Here is a 16230-nt window from a genome sequence, read left to right as displayed (position 1 = left end):
ACAATCTGCTTCTCAAAGTTGGAAACCCTGCATGATACGGTCATCGGATTACTGATTAACAAGGTTGAATTTGGCTTGGATATTCATGCCAAATTACAGATTTAACCCACTACCAAAACAGGCTTATCTTTTGTTTGAGGCAATTGCCTCAAGCAGTCAAATAAAACAGTCTCTCCGAGACATCTTAGAAAACTGCTGAGGCAAGGGGCTATATCGTCCGTCTACAGGCTATTTGATAGGCGTAATAGCAATCGCTTCCAGCCATTCGGCAATACCGTTAACCGGCGGATGATATTGCATAACGACAGAAAAAGCATTGCCGCTGCCGGCATCGGTCACGCGAGGGATTAACACTTGTTGGTTAGCCGGGTTATACGTGGCCTGGAATGGATCGGCAACCTCTCCAGCGCCAAGTTCATTAAGCGCTGATAGAGCGAAATTATAGGTATCACCTGATGCTGGGCCTTGCCGTACTAAGCGCGCCTCATAGAACTTGCCATCAACCTTGACTTTAGGGATATCCAGTTCGCCGACAGAGCCATTGAATGTCGACGACTTTTCAACTGCCGATGTTGATAATAAAGGATGGAGTGATGACGATAATGGATCGAGACCAGTGCTAGTTACATTGATAGTGTATTGATCATCACTAAAAGGGAAAGCTGTAACATATTCCTGTGTAGTTCCATAGCTTTTAGCCACCCCTTTTGAATCCAAACCAATTACAGGGAATCCAGGTTTACGTAAAACAACCGACCCTTGACCACATTCGGCTTCTTTGTCTGCATCTCCTTTTAGAGGCGAGGAAATAGCAATCATGTAATCTCTTTCCCCTGGAGGAACACCGATTTCAACAGAATTAGTCGTATCATAACAAGGATCGACTATACCGATGAGAGCTCCATCGAAGAGGCCATACCTGTAAGCCAGATACATGTGGTTTGAGCTACCCGCCCAACTATTATCCAGAATTGTATTTCCAAGTATGTCTTTGGTACCGCCAGTCTCGGTCACCCAACGTTGAAACGGAAAACTCAGTTCTTCCATCTCAGGCTGTAGCAAAGTGCTGTCAAATACATACAACACCCAGCTTTTCTTGCCGAAACAACTGCTGCCCTGTGGACAAACGGCAAGCTTGATAATTTCGTTACCGGCACTGTGTAGGAAAAACCAATCTTTATCTTCCGAATGAAGCAAATGCCCTTTAATGTTTCTGGTGGAATTAAGAGGTGTTGCATCGGCAGAACGGTCATTAAATTCAACATCCACATTGTCGTAAAGCTCATCCTTCGGCTGTTCAAAAATGGTATTGCCATCAGCACCGACCGGGTTGCCGATAATAGTAACATTCAATTTCGCAGTGGCGCTTTGGCCATACTGGTCGATAAGGGTATAGGAAAAAGGATCAGTAACAACTTCACCAGCCAACAATTTATTGATGCTGGGGGCATTTTTATACAATGTATAAGTAAATTTACCGTCAGAGTTTAAAAGTAGAGTGCCATAATCACTGGCTGGCGAATTGTTAAGGTAAACAGTTGTCCCATTCATGTCATTTGCCATCACATCGCCAGTCACAGAATCAACATTATTTGGCATTACGGTGACACTATCATCAATTGCCACAAGCTGCGCTTCTACAGGTGCTACGGGATCTACGGAGCCAGTGGAGCCTCCGGGCGCCTTTAAGGGCCCAGGATCGGCGCACAGCTCAAATGAGCAGAGCAATAATAAAGGGGAAATCTTTTTTAACATTGAGATACACTCCTGTGATCTTACGGACAAGTTAATCGGGTTAATCTGAGAATAGTTCAGTTTGGCTTATAGTCAAGCTGGGCCACAAAAATGCTCAGCGGACAGATTCCCGCTATTTGTTACCGTAGATCAGGAGTGCGGCCAGAGTCGGCTTAATCTTGTGCACAGCCCATCGGCATTCACATCCGATTGATCGAAGCATGAATCTTTTTCGCTAACGCATCGATTCCGCGCCTCGTCACCTTCTCATGCGTGCCTTTCAGCTCGATAGCGTATCTTGCTGAGAGATCGGGTTCTTTCACATTGACCAGATACGCCATCAAATAAGAAAACAGGAAGCTGGGCTTGCTATGCTGCCCGACCACGACCCAGTCGGCATTCCACTGCCTGGCCAGCGCGGCCGCAACATCGTGGAATTTGAAAAGATAGCCGAACCCGGCATTGGCAGCCGCCTGTTCACTGATAGTGATATGAATGATTTCGTAGTCACCGGCCCGGCTGATCGCCTGTTCAAGCAACGGTCTGAATGTAGCCGTACGCACAAGCTCGTCCGGCGTATTGGGCATGGAAGTTATATCGTTCAATTCGAAATTCAAAACCGCTATGCGGACGCTTGCGTGAACGGCCCCGCTGAAAACCAGCCCCATACTCAGCATTACCCATACTGAGATTAAACGCACGCTTATTAATTTCATCATCTTTCTCCTCTTGAAAACCTGCCTTGGCGGCAGTTGCCAGATTAATGGGCATGCACATGCCAGTAACCCGATCGTTGCCCGCTAAAAACGGGCAATTTGCCCGACCTTATCAAGGCAGCTTTCCATACCGGCCACAGGCGCATAAAATGCGAGCAAAGACGCACCGTGCCTCAAACCGCCTGATGGTCAGCAAAAAAGCTCATCCGACATTACTATGAATCTGAAACTTCATTTGCTATCGCGCATCATCCTGATCGGCTTTGCCTGCCTGATCGCAACGACAACCTGGATGCTGTATCAGGCCGATCAGGAATTCCGGCATGAGGCCCGTTCAAAGGCTGACTCAATAGGCAGACAATTGGAATTGCAGCTGCTGCGCATCAATGCGGGCTTCGATCACACGGCGCGCTTCCCTGATCTGGGGCTATGGCAACAGATGGGCGCCATCTCCGGCGCTTGCGTGTGGTTCATACCGGCAGTCGGGGATCAGGTCCGCAGTGTTTGCAGCGGCGGCAATACCTCTGCCCAAAGCGGGCCGGACTGGTTCGAAAACATTTACCGGTGGACGTTCAAGCCTGGTTTTGAGACTATGCGCCAGGTTGCCTTCCGTAACCATGTTTATGGCGACGTCATCGTCGCGCCCAGCGCCGAAATCGAGATCGCCAGCGCCTGGCAACAGCTTCGCGGCCTGATGGGACTGTCCGCAACAACCGTGCTGGCCCTTTGCCTGCTGGTTTATGTCACGGTGAACCGCGCCTTGCGGCCGGCGCAAGTGATTGTTGCCGGCCTGGAAAACATGAGCAATGGAAATTTGTCTGCCCGCCTGCCCGCTTTCGAGCTGGCCGAATGGCAGCGTACCGGCCAAGCCATCAATCAACTGGCGGCCAGCCAGCAGCAGCTGCTCGCCGAGCGCCGGATGCTGGCCCTGAAGTTGCTGACCATCCAGGAGGAAGAGCGCCGCTATCTGGCGCGCGAGCTGCACGATGAGTTCGGCCAATGTCTGGCCGCCATCAACGCCGTCACTGCCTCCATGATGCAGACGGCGGAACAGGACTGCCTTGCGCTGGTTCCCGAAGGCAAAAACATCGCCCGCATTACCGGCCACATGATGGATCTGTTGCGCGGCATGCTGCTGCGATTGCGGCCCATGGATATTGATGAACTGGGACTGTCGGCCGCGCTGAACAGCCTGATAGCCGGCTGGAATGCCCGAAACGGCGGCAAAATTCACTATCAGCTGACCATCGACGGCGATCTTGGCCAACTGCCCGAGCCCGTGCCTGTCAACATCTTCCGCATCGTGCAGGAATGCCTGACCAATATCGCCAAGCATTCGGGCGCCGCCAACGCGAAAGTCATGATCAAGCTGTCTGGTGGACTTGTAGAACTGCAGGTAGAAGACGACGGCATCGCCGATAAACTGCCGTTTGAAGACAGTTCCGGCATCGGCCTGCTCGGCATGCGCGAGCGCGTGACGGCGCTGGGCGGTCAGCTGACACTGGCTCCGATCCAGACCGGCGGACTGATGGTCCGGGCATGGCTGCCGTTGCAGCCTGCGACAGGAGCTCCGGCATGACGGTCTCGTCGCACATCAGGATCTTGCTGGTAGACGATCACGCCATCGTCCGCGAAGGCTACCGCTCGCTGCTGGCAAAGCAACCTGGACTGGAGATTGTCGCGGAGGCGGCTGACGGCCTGGAGGCCTATGCCCGCTTTAAGGAATGCAATCCCGATCTGGTCATCATGGATCTTTCGCTGCCCGGCCAGGGCGGGTTTGAGGTTATCGCACGCATCAGGCAGCGCCGTTCCGATGCCAGAATCCTGGTTTTCAGCATGCACCAGCATCCGGGATTTGCGGTTCAGGCCGCGCGGGCTGGGGCATTAGGCTACGTCACCAAGAGCAGTGCGCCCGATGTCCTGATCCGGTCCGTCTATGACGTCCATGCCGGCCGCCACACGCTGAGCGCCGACATTGCCCAGGCGCTTGCCCTGGAAAAGCTGGGGGCCGATCGCATCGCGCTGGAAGACCTGACCGTGCGTGAATTCGAGATTCTGCGGTTGCTGGCCGAAGCGCGCCCGACCGAAGACATCGCCCGCCTGCTGCATATCAGCCCAAAAACCGTGCTGAACTGCCATTACCTGATCAAGAAAAAACTGGGCGTCGCCAGTGATATCGAACTGACCCGTCTGGCCATCAGGATGAACGTGGTCAGCCTGCTGGAACTGTCGGGGCCGCTGTAGGCGCTTTAATCCGTCCCCAAATGATCACGGTCCAATGAGCTTAAAGAATGTGTAATCAGAAGCTATAGCGTGTTTCATCAGGTTGATGCGCCATTAAAAAAGGGGGCATTGCGCCCCCTTTCGAGCTATTTCTAATTGACCGGATCAAGCCTCTGAAGCGCTTGTTTTACGGCGCGAGAAACCGGCTAGCCCAACCATTGCCGAGCCGAATAACCAGACTGCCGCAGGCACGGGAACGGCTGATATATTCTCAGCCGACATTTCCGCATAGGCGTGTCCGATGATGATGTCGGTGTCAAATAAGCCGGCTAGACCATTTAAGGATAAGCGCAGCGCATTGACCGTCATTGAACAAAAAGAATCGGAGCAATCCGCTATCTGTTCGTTGAGAATTAAAGTGGCGCCAATGAGTCCAAGTGCATTTAAATCAATGAAGGAATTTGCGCCGGCATTGGCGTCAACTTGGATATCCTGACCTAATATGCTCAAGCTTAGCGATGTGATATTAGCGCCTCCTGAGGCAGTCAGGTTGCCATAATCCCCCGTTATCTCGGCGCTGGAGCTTAAAGTCAAATTATCCAGCTCAAGCAGGCTTTCAAGACCCAAAATCGACAACAGATCAACATTGATGTTTAAATCTTCGACGCCACCGGACGCGCCAGTGGTTTTACTGCCGGCCGATCCATCAACATTGGAATTCGCCGATCCATTAATTGTATCGGCTGAGGCATGAGCTTGAACTCCTAGTATAGTGGCGCCAGCATTAAGATCTAAAAGCGCGTTATTCAGACTATATGGCGCCGGAGCTGTTCCCGATATACCTGCAGGTGTTGTTACTGACAGCAAGTTTGAGTTTAGAACATCCAGATTTACAAAGAGCCCATATCCTTCACTGTTAGCACTAACGATCGCGGCGCCCGCGCTTGGGGTAAAAGTAACAGATGCCAGCGTTAATGCGGCTGCTCCCAAAAAATAAGCTTGTTTTTTCATTATTATAAATTCCAAAATACTACAAATTATGTTGAAAAATAATTTGCAACCCAGCCGTCTTTTATCATTAACCTTTAATTAAAGACCCGTAGCTTTCCGTCCCCGCCTCGCGGCGAGTTTGGCTTTTATATTTTTTAACGTCTCCGGCATCCAGCCACAAAGTAAAGCCAATGGAAGCACTCGATTGAAAAAAGCTTTTTCAACATCGTCTCCATTTTTTACTTCTCCAATTCCAGCAATTCCACCTGGTTTCAGTACGTTGATCGTACCGCACCTTAAAAACAACTTAAAAACAACTTAATTTTTTTAATTAACGCCAGTATACTCAGGCCACATCTGCAAGTTGTTAGCAATTTGTTATTTTTGTGTTAGAGTCTGGAATTATTCTATTCAGGCTTTTTATGCTTGTGTCAATGGATCAAGATTCTATCTATGAATTTGGCTCGTTTCGTCTAGAAATGGCTAGTCAACTACTGTGGGATGGTGAAACGCCTGTCAGTTTGCCGCCCAAGATTTACCGCTTATTGCTTTATTTCCTGCAGCACACAGGTCAGTTAATATCGCGGGAAGAGTTGTTCAATGCGGTGTGGGATGGCCGGATTGTCGATGATTCGGCATTACGGCTGGCCGTTAATTCCTTGCGCAATATTTTGCAGGACGATTGCAAAACACCACGTTTTATATCAACGGTCAACAGGCGGGGCTACCGTTTTCTGGCCGATGTCGCCGTTAATCGGCCTCATGACAATGTTATCCTTTTGCATTACCAACCTAAAATTGAGCCTTCACCGGCCTGGATTGAACGCCTTTCGGAATTGGATCTGCTTCAGCGAGCCTTTCATCAGGCGGCTAGAAAAGAGCGATGCCTGTTTTTTCTGAGCGGTGAGCGCGGCGCGGGCAAAACTACCCTGATCGATATGTTCCTTTCCAGAATCATATCCCCCAACCTGGCCGTACTCCGTGCCCGGGGCGTGCAACTGCACGGGACCGCGGAACCCTTCCTGCCCTTATTGGAGGCCTTGGAACGCCGTTGCCGAGAGCCTTCCGGAAAAACATTGATTGAGCGTCTGGAACAGACTGCCCCGACCTGGCTCTTCCAGATGTCGAATCTGTTGAGCGATGACAAACTTGCAGCCATCATTCCAAAAGTCTCCCAAAACAATACGCGCCGCATGTTGAGAGAGGCCGCCGAATTTTTTGAGAATATAAGTACCGGTTCGACCTTTATCCTAATTATCGATAACGCGCAATGGGTTGATCAAGCGACTCTGGACTTAATCGCCTTGTTGGCATTTCGGCGCTCTGAAGCGAAACTGTTGATCATCGTCAGTTATCGCTTTTGCGAAAACAGCGTCGCTGCCCAGCGCATTGAGAAACTGCGCGAAGAGCTGCATCACCGCGGCTTGTGCCAGGAACTGTTCCTGCAACGCTTGGCTCAGGTTGAGTTCCCGGAAGCTGGATAGTTTAAGAGAGATTGCTGTTTCCCGACCTGACCGGCAACTGCTTCGCCAGTATTGCTTCCTTGCCTTCGTTTGACATTCCCCTGAACCCGGAAGCCCTGCCTGAGCTTTCCAAGCCGAAGTTATTCCTATTGAATGTAGACAATAAAATAATCACAGCGCCCCTGCCAAACCCGTAACTCGTAATGGTGATACTCATCATCAGAAACAGGCGAAAAGCCGCCGGCAACAGTCCTTCGGCCGGAACTGGCGCATCCAGTACCGGAAATACGGCCTGCAGAAGAAACAGGCTCGGATTGGTGAATGCGCCGACCACCATGGCCCAGCGCACATGCCAGGGCAGCGGCACCTTGGCCGCGTAAAAGCCGAACAGCAGCGCGCTCATTAACAGAAAATCCAGATGCGCCTGCAGCAAGCGCGTGATCTTGCCCTGAAAAACCAGCTTGAGCGGCGACATGCCTAAATTCATGCCCACCATGCACCACGCCAGCACCAACGCCGCCAGCAGCCATAAAACGGCGCCTCTGATTAAAAGCACATTGCCCGCATGTCTTGAATCCTGATCCATACCTAATTGCCTCATGTTCTGCCCTATTCATTTAAATTCGTGCTGTTTCTTCAGTATAAATACACAGCCGATCACGCGCCTGCCTTGGACGGAACAACTGTTTGACTGGAACGGCAATAGGCCGTTTACACGCGACGCGCTTGCCTCTAATATTGGCAAAAGCAGTTTCTGTATTAGGAGCTGATGTTACGCACAGACGATTTTATCCCGTTTGCCGCGCCGAGCACCGGAGCTTTTAACAGATTAGGCCCGCAGGGGCGCGGCAGGGAGGCCGCGCGTTGCCAAAGGGACAGGAGTCCCTTTTGGCAACCCCTGTTAAAAGCGAGGAGCGCAGGATGCAAGCGGCAACCGGGCGGCCTTTCTTTTGGTTCCTTTTCTTTGGCCGCGCAAAGAAAAGGAACTCGCCTTCGGGTGCGAGAACCCGATTAAACCAAACCGTCGCGCTAGCGACACTTTGCTAAACCGATCTGAATTCAACTTACTGCGTAACATCAGTTAGGAGTTTTGATTATGGATATTCATAGCCCGATAGCCTCGGAGCCCTCAAAAGATTCAGGCATGACGCAGGGAATCAAGCTATCGACCGCTGATCTGCCGGTGCGAAAGCGGCATGAATGGCTGCGCGAAGTGATAGGGCGGGAATATGCCAATGTCGAAGTCACACCGCCGGCCGACGGCAGCCTGTTCAATGAAATGACGATATACCCGTGGCAGAATCTGCGCCTGTCCGCCATACGGTCCAGCGCCATTTGCCTGGAGCGGCTGCCGCGCGAGCCGCATTTGGTCAGTCAGGATGCCTACTTTGCGGTCGTCCTGCTCTCAGGCGGCTACCTGCTGGAGCAAAACGGCAAAACCGTTGTTCTGCAGCCGGGGGATATGACGCTTTACGACGCCACGCTGCCCCATCGCATACACTGCCCGCAGCACTTCTCGAAACTGATCGTTTCGGTCCCGCGGCCGATGCTCAGGGACAGAATAGCCGGCATTGAGCACTGCGCGGCGCTGCGCATCCCCGGCAATAAAGGCATCGGTTCCGTGGCTGCCAATTTCATCCGCACTGCGGCGAGCCAGACCGGCCAACTGAATGCGCAGGAATTTTCCGCGCTGGCAGAGCATTCCCTTGATCTGTTGACGCTGGCGCTGGCCTCCGTGCGCCCGGCAAACTTCAACGTGTCCAGAAGCCGTTCCATCGCATTGAACAGAGTCAAGGCATTCATCGAACGCCATCTTGCCGACCCGGATATCGATACCGCGAGGATCGCCGGCGGCGTCGGCTTGTCGCCGCGCTATATCAATGATTTGTTTAAGGACGAAGACACTTCCCTGATGCGCTATGTCTGGCAGCGGCGGCTCGAAAACTGCCGGAAAGACCTGATTGATCCGATCCATGCCGGTCATCGGCTTTCCGACATCGCCTTCCGTTGGGGCTTCAACGATTTGTCGCACTTCAGCCGCGCATTCAAGCAGCGCTTCGGCTGCTCGCCGACAGACTACCGGCAGCAGCCGAAAGCCTAACGGATAGGCCTTAAAACGGCATTCAGCGAAGCGGTAACGATATCGTCATGGCAGGCTATGCCGGTATGCGCCCCGCCGTTGTATTTGAGCCTAACATAACAAGCCGCCTTGGCATCGCTACCAGCCGTTATGGCGTGCTCGTGATAGTCGGTGATTTCGATAACCTGACCCAACTGCCGTTCCAGCGCGTTGACAAACGCATCCAGCGCGCCGTTGCCGGTTCCTGCCACCGTTATCTCGCCTGCGCCCGAAACCAGACGCGCAGAAATCGTCTCATGCCGGTCGTGATCGAGATGAAATCCAGCCAGTTGGTAAACCGGCTGCACGGCAAGATAGGTCTGCTCGAACAAGGTCACCAGCTGCTGCGCGCTTATCTCCTGGGCCTCTGCTTCGGTCCGGCGCTGCACGATCTGGCTGAATTCAATCTGCAGCCAGCGCGGCAATTGCAAGCCCAGTTCCCGCTCGATGATATAAGCGGCGCCGCCTTTGCCGGACTGGCTGTTGATGCGGATGACCGCTTGGTAATCGCGCCCGACATCGGCCGGGTCGATGGGCAGATAGGCGACGTTCCACGGCTGCCCCGGCCGGCGGGCTTCCAGGCATTTCTTGATCGCATCCTGATGGCTGCCCGAAAAAGCCGTGAACACCAAGTCGCCCGCGTAGGGATGGCGCGGATGCACGGCAATCTGGTTTAACTGGCTGACCTGGCGGCTGATCGAGCCCAGGTCGGAAAAATCCAGCTCGGGATCGACGCCCTGGCTGTACAGATTCATGGCCATGACCATGATATCGGCATTGCCGGTGCGCTCGCCGTTGCCGAACAGCGTGCCTTCGACGCGCTGGGCGCCGGCCATGAGCCCCAGTTCGGCGGCCGCTACGGCGCAGCCCCGGTCGTTGTGGGTATGCAGGCTGATGATGACCGCCTCGCGATGCCGGATATGCGTGCTGAACCATTCAATCTGGTCGGCGTAGACATTCGGCGTCGAGACTTCAACCGTCGACGGCAGGTTGAAGATAATCGGCCGCTCGGGCGTCGGCTGCCAGACATCGGCGACGGCGTTGCAGATTTCCACGGCGAAATCCGGTTCCGTCGCGGTAAAGCTCTCCGGCGAATACTGAAACTGCCACGCGGTCTCCGGCTGCGCCGCAGCGCATTCCTTCATCACGCGCGCGCCGTCCACGGCCAGCGCGATGATGCCGTCCTTATCCATCTTGAAGACCTGCTCGCGCTGCGCTCTGGACGTGGAATTATAAAAATGCATGATGGCCCGTTTTGCGCCTTTCAAGGCTTCGAAACTGCGCCGGATCAACGCTTCGCGCGCCGGCATCAGCACCGATACCGCGACATCGTCCGGTATCAGCCGCTGCTCGATCAGCAGGCGGATAAAGTCATAATCGGTTTGGGAGGCCGAAGGAAAGCCGACGGCAATTTCCTTGAAGCCGATCTCCACCAAGAGCTTGAAGAAAGCCGTTTTCTGCTCGATGGTCAGGGGATTGATCAGCGCCTGATTGCCGTCGCGCAGATCCTCGCTGCACCAGATGGGCGCCTGTTCAATCCGCCGGTCGGGCCACTGCCGTTGCGGCAGGCTGATGACTGGACAAGGCTCGTACTTATGATGATCGAAAACCGCTCGCTGTGCTGTATTCATAATGCCTCCTCGCTCAAGTATCGTTAAATGAAGCCACAGTATAGGGAAAAGGCTTGAGCGAATGATTGCCAATATCCCGGCAAAAACAGCTTTTTAAGCAATTATTGCTTACTGATCATCATCTGTTTGTATAATCATTTCCGCCATTGCCTAAATCCGAAAACGACCCTGCTGAATTGTTATGAAACTAGATAGAACAGACCGACGCATTCTGGATGAAATACAAAAAAACGCGCGCATTTCCAATCTGGAACTGGCCGACAAGATAGGGCTTTCGCCCTCGCCCTGCTCAAGACGAGTCAAACAGCTCGAAGACGGCGGCTTCATCGACCGCCATGTGACCCTGCTGAATCAGGCCAAGCTGCAACTGAAGCTGACCGCTGTAGTTCAGGTCAGCATGGACCTGCACACGCCGGAACGGTTCGAAAACTTCGAAGCCCTTGTCAGCGCCTGGCCCGAGGTGCTCGAATGCTACCTGATCACCGGCCAGTCCGCGGATTATCTGTTGAAAGTGATCGTGCCGGACATGGATCATTATCAGGAATTCCTGCTCGGCAAACTGACCCGCATCGACGGCGTCAGCGGCGTACAGTCCAGTTTCGTATTGCGCAAGGCCATCGATACGACTGTTTTGCCGCTGCATCACTTGTAGCCTTTGTTTACGAACTAAAAGGGCAACAAAGTCCGGAAATGAGGTCTAAGGCATTAATAATGACGAGTTGGCGTAAGCTGCCCTCGTCCGCTTCCGGCCATATCAAGCGGTCCGGTATGTTCATTTCGGAAGGAGAACAGTCATGACAGTCAATCCCATCCCCAACGGTTACCACAGCATCACCCCTTATCTGTGCATTAAAGGCGCAACTGAAGCCATCGAGTTCTACAAGCGCGCGTTCGATGCGGCCGAAGTGTTCCGGCTGGTTACGCCAGACGGCGAGATCGGGCATGCGGAAATCAGGATCGGCGACTCATCTTTCATGTTGTCCGAAGCCTGCAGCCGAAGCCCGCTGCTCAGTCCCCAAGCGCAGGGCGGCTCATCCGTCGGCCTGTATTTATATGTGGAAGATGTCGATACGCAATTTGCGAAGGCCGTCGATGCCGGGGCGAAAGTCATCAGCCCCTTGCTGGATCAGTTTTACGGCGACCGTACCGGCGTCCTGCAAGACCCTTTCGGGCATGTCTGGTATCTGGCTTCGCGCATCGAAGACCTGTCGCATGAAGAGATCAGCAGGCGCGCCGAAGCGCTTTTCAGTGCGCAATGCGGATAAGGCCGGCCGAATGGCAGATGAGGCCGATGCCGCCTCTGCCCCGGTGTTGATTGCAGTTAATTGCTATACAATGGAACGCTGACAACGAGCGTTATGGAAATCATATGATGTTGAAAAAATTCATCGCCAAAATCGCCGACCTCTTTTTGGGATTATTGGTGGGCATTTATATCGTTCTGGAAGAGCTGGTCTGGGACAAGATAGCCGAGCCGGTTTATAACTTTATACACGGACTCAAAATTTTACAGAAAGTCGAGGCCATGATTTCCAGGCTCGACCGCCATGCGCTGCTGGTCATTTTTTTAGCGTTGTTCACGCAAGTGGAACTGCTGGGCATCGTCGCGCTGAAGCTGATGGCTACAGGCCAGATCATCTCCGGCACGCTGCTGTATGCCGGCAAAATTCCCATCGCCGCGTTCACCTTCTGGCTCTTTAACATCTCGAAGCAACAACTCATGACCTTCGGCTGGTTCAGGCAGTTGTACGAACTGGTGGAACTGGCCATACACAAGATCAAGTCCAGCGCCATCCATCGGCATATCATCGCCCGGCTCAAGTCCGTGAAGGAATGGCTTAAAAACCGGCTGTCCGGGCCGCGCCTGTTCGTCCGCAAACTGATGGAGAAACTCAGAAGTTCAGACCATTTTCGCAAATCAAATGGTTGATTTTGCTAGAACTTTCTCTTATTGGCACATCATGGCTTATAGGCAGGCCAAGAAACATTGTCGCCCCGATCTGATTAAACCAATATAAAGTTACCGATGATCATGCGTTAAATCTCATATGAAAAATAGCCGTTTCATATCATTGCTCAGCAGATTTCTTATGTGTTTGCTGATGAACGGTCTATTTACGAGTTGCGCCACTTTGGAATCCCGGCTGTTCGTGCGACACGGTGCAAGTGTCAATGGCGCCCCAAGCACCATACCCAATGCATCAACCCATCCGCCAACGGCCCCAATAATGGAATCGTTATAATACCAAGCTGTGTAATTAGTAAAATCAGCTACAGCAACCGACGTTGGCTCCTCATTCCCTGCACGGAAGAGTAGACTGCCTCCATCGGCAAAGTTGTTAGTATTGGGAGACCGTTTCACCAATAGCCGGTAATTACGCCGCTCACTTCGGGAGGCGAAGTTACCACCACGGTGGTGGCCTCGTTGGCTGGTGGCGTATAGGCCGTATCGGTATAAACAATGTCTGTAGTTTGGGTGACGTTGATATCCCAGTTCACGATATTGGCTGGGTCAAATAGCCCGTTGTTCCGTCCGTATCGATAGTGCCTTTGATTGTGGTTCCGTTGTCGAGAACCAAAGGAACTAATTGAAAAGAAGTCGCTTGCGCAGTGCACGCGGCTAAAGCTAGCGTTAGACTAATAAATCGCCTCATAAAATTCCTACTTATTATTAAAGTTTAAAGAAACGCTATGTGAAGATCCCATTGATAATTTACACGAGGTATGATCATTTCTGGTGTGTGACATAGAGAAGCAAGCGGTGTAACCTGCTGGTCAAGATCTCCCCAGATCAACCATCCGCCTAAGAAAAACGCCGCCGTGACAGATAGTAATGTCATGGCCCTAAATAAGCCAGAGCAGAATGATCCCTTGCAGGCAGTGTTACGGGAAAGCGTCCGTAAACTAACTACTCGCCTCGGCCGCGGTTAGCCATTCTGGCGCTTTTAATCGGCATGGCTAGGGTAATCTTAGCTCAATATGGACGCAGTAGAATGGCGCAGTGTGGCTTTGAGTAGGTTGTAATAACTGTCGCCTCAACAGATTATCCGTAAAGATTAACTAACTGATAAGAACATACCAGCTTATCAACTGTTTACGGCTTTAGCAGGATAACTTTGTTTACCAAATAGGCATTCTCCACATTCGTTTAAATTTTGCGGCAGAACTGCAAAATGTTATCCAATCACCGTTCCGAAAAGTAAGCCGACGCCGGCGGTAATTCCCATTGATAACATGCCCCAGAACGTGACACGGGCAATGGCAGTAAACACAGAGGCGCCACCGGTCCAAGCAGATAGTCCGCCCAACAGCATCAATGATAACAAGGAAATAGAACCTACTGTGGCAATCAGCGGCAGGGTATCCGATGCTGTTAGCTCTACAATAATTTGATTGGCTTGTGTCCAAGGTAAATAAGGGAAAACCATAACCATCAAAAGTGGTAGCAATGCTCCCAGGGAAAACGTCAGGGCAGAAACTACGGCTGCCTGTAAGGGCTGGGCTGTGGTGATTTCAGTTAGCCCTAACTCATCGCGTGCATGCGCCGTCAAGGCATCATGAGCCATAAGTTGCTCTGCAACTTGCTGGGCAAGTTCCGGTTTGAGTCCCCTATCGATATAGATGGCTTTTAGTTCATGCACTTCATGATGGTGATTTTCCGCCAGTTCCTGTTCTTCTCGTCTTAGGTCGGCTTGCTCAGTATCAACTTGGGAACTGACAGAGACGTACTCGCCAGCCGCCATAGACATGGCCCCGGCTACCCATCCGGCCGTCCCACTTACCAGTATGGCATGAAGGTCGGCATGGGCAGCAGCGACCCCAATCACAAGACTCGATGTTGAAACGATGCCATCATTGGCGCCCAACACGGCTGCGCGTAACCACCCAATACGGTGTGCGCGATGTAATTCAGAATGTCTCAAATGAGCTCCTTGTCTTGAGAATGTTGGCCGTATGGATGAGTGTATTACTGGTAAGTGTCATCAATGTCTTTTTTTCCAGTTAACATGGCTTTAACCAGTTTCTCTTTATCGATATAGCTAGAAATAGCAACACCTAAAATGTGTAAAAACACTAACAATAGCGTCAAGTTAGCGAAAATCTCATGTAACTCTTCCCAATACGCTTCACCTTGCTTATCAGCCTCTTTCTCGTTATCAATAAGCTCGGATTCTTCATCTTCGTCCTCTTCCGCTTTGGCCACGGAAATCAGGCTAAAGGCCTGTATTTGTGTCTCGGCTTGTATTGCAGATATAGCGAAGGGGCCTTTATTTTCTTCCACAGCGTATAATTTCAAACCCGTAAAGGCAGTTGCAGACAAGCTCAGCAACAATGCGATTACCATAGCGCCGCCAGCAGGGTTATGGCCAATATAATGCTGTGGCTTTCGCGTTATCAGATTTTTCAAGTACCCCATAATCTTGGCCGGGGAATAGACAAAATTACTGAAGCGCGCGTATTTTCCACCGACGAAGCCCCATAGTATTCGAATGAGCAAATAAGCTCCCACGACATAACCTGCCCACGCATGGAGAGTCATGAAATCATCTTCAGTAAAATAAGCCGTAAAAAAGGCAATCACTAAAGTCCAATGCCCAATACGGATCAATGGCTCCCATACCTTTAAAGTTTTTTTATCATTTATCATAGTATTTCTCTGGATCAGTTGCCGAATGCAAATTTAAGTGAAGCCTAATATTGCGTTAAAATTGCTGCTCTGGCATCCGTCATCCGACGTATAGGCGATTATTTATGGCATTTATTAACGATAACAAACGGTTTAGCCAATGGGCTATTGCTCTCAGTTTGTTTGTGTTTGTACTGATTACACTCGATTTGCTTGGCGACTACCGAGATGGTGTTGCTTGGATACATTTGCTTGCTGAATTGCTAATTCTGATACTTTCCCTGACAGGTATTGTCTATTTTGGTCGGCTTTATTATCAATTTGCACAATCCAAAATTAATTTGCTGACCCAGGATCTGGCCTTAGCAAATCAACAAGCTCAACAATGGCGTGAAGCAAATCGGGAGCTTATTGCGGGTTTGGCTGTTCAGATTCAAAAGCAGTTTGATAGTTGGCAATTAACCCCAGCTGAAGCGGAAGTCGGCCTGCTGATGTTGAAAGGCCTCAGTCATGGTGAAATTGCGCATGTTCGCAATGCAAGCGAACGCACCATACGCGACCCCAAGCCCGTGCGATTTACCGGAAATCCGGCGTAACTGGACGCGCTGAGCTATCTGCTTTTTTTCTGGAAGATTTACTACTGCCACGCCAGCCATAGTAAAAACTCTCAACATGATGAATCACTATTTTTAAACGCAAGCCGATACGTCTCGCTGTCGAATGGGTG

At 51.5% G+C, this 16230-nt stretch carries 16 protein-coding genes and 1 riboswitch; of the genes, 8 read left to right on the top strand and 8 right to left on the bottom strand.

Annotation, left to right across the window (positions count from 1 at the left end; translation table 11 throughout):
- Positions 1 to 228: 228 nt before the first annotated feature.
- Positions 229 to 1755, bottom strand: a complete 1527-nt coding sequence (locus V2P20_RS17590; protein ID WP_331820600.1) for an Ig-like domain-containing protein — start codon at positions 1753 to 1755, stop codon at positions 229 to 231.
- Between the two features lie 179 nt (positions 1756 to 1934).
- Positions 1935 to 2453 (bottom strand): DUF2380 domain-containing protein, encoded by a 519-nt coding sequence (locus V2P20_RS17585; protein ID WP_331820598.1) that lies wholly within the window; start codon positions 2451 to 2453, stop codon positions 1935 to 1937.
- A 214-nt stretch (positions 2454 to 2667) separates the two neighbouring features.
- On the opposite strand from V2P20_RS17585, the gene V2P20_RS17580 reads away from it, so the two are divergent.
- The gene (locus V2P20_RS17580) at positions 2668 to 4029 is read left to right on the top strand and encodes an ATP-binding protein (RefSeq protein WP_331820596.1); all 1362 of its coding nucleotides are present in this window, start codon (positions 2668 to 2670) and stop codon (positions 4027 to 4029) included.
- On the top strand, positions 4026 to 4694 hold the full coding sequence (locus V2P20_RS17575) for a response regulator transcription factor (protein WP_331820594.1): 669 nt from the start codon (positions 4026 to 4028) through the stop codon (positions 4692 to 4694). Before V2P20_RS17580 ends, V2P20_RS17575 begins: the two co-directional genes overlap by 4 nt.
- 144 nt (positions 4695 to 4838) lie before the next feature.
- Here V2P20_RS17575 and V2P20_RS17570 read toward each other — a convergent pair whose 3' ends face one another.
- Complete coding sequence (locus tag V2P20_RS17570; protein ID WP_331820592.1) at positions 4839 to 5684, bottom strand: choice-of-anchor P family protein; 846 nt, start codon at positions 5682 to 5684, stop codon at positions 4839 to 4841.
- A 41-nt stretch (positions 5685 to 5725) separates the two neighbouring features.
- Positions 5726 to 5817: riboswitch (cyclic di-GMP riboswitch) on the bottom strand.
- Positions 5818 to 6142: 325 nt separating this feature from the next.
- Here V2P20_RS17570 and V2P20_RS17565 point away from each other — a divergent pair.
- Entirely contained in the window at positions 6143 to 7147 is a 1005-nt protein-coding gene (locus V2P20_RS17565; RefSeq protein ID WP_331820590.1) for an AAA family ATPase, read from the top strand.
- Between the two features lies 1 nt (position 7148).
- Here V2P20_RS17565 and V2P20_RS17560 read toward each other — a convergent pair whose 3' ends face one another.
- Positions 7149 to 7712, bottom strand: coding sequence for a hypothetical protein (locus V2P20_RS17560; protein WP_331820588.1), 564 nt, complete (start codon positions 7710 to 7712; stop codon positions 7149 to 7151).
- A gap of 510 nt (positions 7713 to 8222) precedes the next feature.
- Here V2P20_RS17560 and V2P20_RS17555 point away from each other — a divergent pair.
- A complete protein-coding gene (locus tag V2P20_RS17555; protein WP_331820586.1) occupies positions 8223 to 9227 on the top strand; it encodes a helix-turn-helix domain-containing protein in 1005 nt (334 codons plus the stop codon).
- Here the strand turns inward: V2P20_RS17555 and leuA are convergent.
- Positions 9224 to 10876, bottom strand: a complete 1653-nt coding sequence (leuA, locus tag V2P20_RS17550; RefSeq protein ID WP_331820584.1) for a 2-isopropylmalate synthase — start codon at positions 10874 to 10876, stop codon at positions 9224 to 9226. The two genes, V2P20_RS17555 and leuA, sit on opposite strands and share 4 nt — an antisense overlap.
- Positions 10877 to 11057: 181 nt before the next feature.
- On the opposite strand from leuA, the gene V2P20_RS17545 reads away from it, so the two are divergent.
- The 3 genes from V2P20_RS17545 (at position 11058) to V2P20_RS17535 (ending at position 12806) form a co-directional block, all read left to right on the top strand.
- Complete coding sequence (locus V2P20_RS17545; protein WP_194971000.1) at positions 11058 to 11528, top strand: Lrp/AsnC family transcriptional regulator; 471 nt, start codon at positions 11058 to 11060, stop codon at positions 11526 to 11528.
- A gap of 142 nt (positions 11529 to 11670) precedes the next feature.
- Positions 11671 to 12141 (top strand): VOC family protein, encoded by a 471-nt coding sequence (locus tag V2P20_RS17540; protein ID WP_331820582.1) that lies wholly within the window; start codon positions 11671 to 11673, stop codon positions 12139 to 12141.
- Positions 12142 to 12245: 104 nt separating this feature from the next.
- Positions 12246 to 12806 carry a hypothetical protein gene (locus tag V2P20_RS17535; protein WP_331820580.1) on the top strand — a complete coding sequence of 187 codons (561 nt, stop codon included), beginning with the start codon at positions 12246 to 12248 and terminating at the stop codon, positions 12804 to 12806.
- A 428-nt stretch (positions 12807 to 13234) separates the two neighbouring features.
- Here the strand turns inward: V2P20_RS17535 and V2P20_RS17530 are convergent, their stop codons facing one another.
- The 3 genes from V2P20_RS17530 to V2P20_RS17520 all read right to left on the bottom strand — a co-directional run bounded on the left by V2P20_RS17530 (position 13235) and on the right by V2P20_RS17520 (position 15524).
- Complete coding sequence (locus tag V2P20_RS17530) at positions 13235 to 13375, bottom strand: hypothetical protein (protein ID WP_331820578.1); 141 nt, start codon at positions 13373 to 13375, stop codon at positions 13235 to 13237.
- A gap of 677 nt (positions 13376 to 14052) precedes the next feature.
- Positions 14053 to 14799: a VIT family protein gene (locus V2P20_RS17525; RefSeq protein WP_331820576.1), complete on the bottom strand. Its 747-nt coding sequence runs from the start codon at positions 14797 to 14799 to the stop codon at positions 14053 to 14055.
- 44 nt (positions 14800 to 14843) lie between these two features.
- Positions 14844 to 15524 carry a cytochrome b/b6 domain-containing protein gene (locus V2P20_RS17520; protein ID WP_331820574.1) on the bottom strand — a complete coding sequence of 227 codons (681 nt, stop codon included), beginning with the start codon at positions 15522 to 15524 and terminating at the stop codon, positions 14844 to 14846.
- Positions 15525 to 15628: 104 nt separating this feature from the next.
- Here V2P20_RS17520 and V2P20_RS17515 point away from each other — a divergent pair, with 104 nt between their 5' ends.
- A complete protein-coding gene (locus V2P20_RS17515) occupies positions 15629 to 16099 on the top strand; it encodes a hypothetical protein (protein ID WP_331820572.1) in 471 nt (156 codons plus the stop codon).
- Positions 16100 to 16230: the final 131 nt, after the last annotated feature.

Origin of the sequence: Methylobacter sp. Wu1 (assembly GCF_036553575.1) — a bacterium.
Taxonomy (GTDB): domain Bacteria; phylum Pseudomonadota; class Gammaproteobacteria; order Methylococcales; family Methylomonadaceae; genus Methylobacter.
The sequence above is the reverse complement of the archived record's forward strand: the minus strand, read 5'-3'. Positions and strand labels throughout refer to the sequence as shown.